Raw genomic sequence first — 1,873 nt, 5'->3', positions numbered from 1 at the left:
GGGCGGCGGTGGCGGTGGGCCCTCGGTGGGCGTGTGGTGTGGCCCGGGCGCGACGGTCGGCTACACGGACGGCGGCGTCACCTTCCAGGTTGGTCCGGGCGGTCCGGGCGGCGCCGGCCCTGGGCTCGAAGGGAGCACGGGCGAGCGACTGCGGGACTTCAACTGCGCCAGTGCCAACCCGTAGCGTCCGTTGTCCGACGTTGGGGTGCCTGCCCGGAGAGCGCTTGCGTGCTGCGCCTGACCGCCCGCCAGGCACTCCGGGCTGGAGCACATCGCCCCACCCGGGTCCTCCTGCTACGCTGCTTGCCGGTTTGAGATGGCTTCCGAGTTGATCTGCGATACCTGCGGCCTGGCCGTACCTGCCGACACCACCGTGTGCCCACGCGATGGGACGGTGGTGCTGTCGTCGTTCGACGTGCCCCCGCGCGAGGAGCCGAACGTGGTGGTGCAGGCCTCAGAGCCTCCCCCGCCCGCGGCCGTGCAGAGGGACCCGCTCATCGGCTTGAAGCTGGGCGAGTACGAGCTGCGCTCGCGCATCGGCGTGGGCGGCATGGGGCTGGTGTACGAGGGCATCCAGCCGCTCATCGGCAAGCGCGTGGCGGTGAAGGTGCTGCGTCCGGAGCTGGCCCACTCCACCGAGCAGGTGGAGCGGCTGCTGGCGGAGGCCCGCGCCGTCAACGCCATCCGTCACCGGGGCATCATCGACATCTTCGGCTTCGGCCAGGTGCCGGACGGCCGGCAGTACATCGTCATGGAGTACCTGGAGGGCCAGGCGCTCGACGCGGTGCTGACGGAGAAGAACCGGCTTCCGGTGCAGGAGGCGCTGGCGCTGCTCGACGAGGTGCTGGCCGCGCTGGCCGCCGCGCACGGCGCGGGCGTGGTGCACCGCGACCTCAAGCCGAGCAACATCTTCCTGGTGCAGCAGCCGGACGGCTCGCGCTACGTGAAGGTGCTGGACTTCGGGCTCGCCAAGCGAGGCCAGGGCCCCACCGGCCGCACCGCGCAGACGCGCACGGACATGGTGGTGGGCACGCCGGAGTACATGGCGCCGGAGCAGGCGCGCGGCCAGGAAGTGGGGCCGATGACGGACCTCTACGCCCTGGGTGTCGTCACCTTCGAAATCGTCACCGGCCGCCTGCCCTTCGTGGGCAGCTCGCCCGTGGACCTGCTGATGAAGCATGTGGAGGCGCGGCCGCCTCGCCCGTCGGAGTTCGTCTCCGATTTGCCGCCCGCGCTGGACGCCTTCATCTTGCAGATGCTCACCAAGGACCCGGAGACGCGCCCCAACTCCGCGGACGCGCTGCGGCAGCAGCTCCACAAGCTGCGCCGCACCCTGCGGGCCTCCACGCGCTCCAACCCCAGCGCGCTCGCGCCCGGCTTCGAGAAGGCCGCCGCGGTGGCGGAAGCGGACTCGCGCCGTCCTACCACGCCGGTGCCGGTGCCCCCGGAGCTGAACACCGAGCTGACCTCGCAGGAGCTGCGCGCCGCGGGCGTCCGCGGTCCGCTGCGCAAGCACCTGCCGCTGGTGGGTGCCGTGGGCTTCGCCGTGCTGCTGCTCGCGGGCGCCGCCGCGGTCGTCATCCGCGGCGCGAAGGCCACCGCGCTCGTGCCGCCGTCCATCACGCCGCGGCAAGCCGCGGCGCCAGAGCAGGCCGCTGCAGTCACCCCGCGGCAAGCCGCGGCGCAAGAGCAGGCCGCCGCGGTCACCCCGCCTCCCGCCGAGCCAGAGCAGGCGCCCGTGGAGGAAGTGCCACTTCAGCCCCTGGTCGTCGCCGCCCTCGTACCGGCGCCGCCGGACAGCGTGGAGCGTCCGCCGCCGGCCCCGCGCGCCGAGGACACCCGCGTCGCGCCGCCCCGCCCCCTGAAGGCTGCC

General features: G+C 73.5%; 1 protein-coding gene and 1 pseudogene. Both read left to right on the top strand.

Features of this window, described 5'->3' with window-relative positions; all coding sequences use genetic code 11:
- Window positions 1–184: pseudogene (locus HNV26_RS37255) on the top strand (hypothetical protein); the annotation flags it as partial.
- Between the two features lie 132 nt (window positions 185–316).
- Window positions 317–1,873, top strand: a 1,557-nt coding sequence (locus HNV26_RS37250) for a serine/threonine-protein kinase (RefSeq protein ID WP_171453033.1), incomplete at its 3' end; no start/stop codon positions are given.

Source organism: Myxococcus xanthus (genome assembly GCF_013116825.1).
GTDB lineage: Bacteria > Myxococcota > Myxococcia > Myxococcales > Myxococcaceae > Myxococcus > Myxococcus xanthus_B.
The sequence above is the reverse complement of the archived record's forward strand: the minus strand, read 5'-3'. Positions and strand labels throughout refer to the sequence as shown.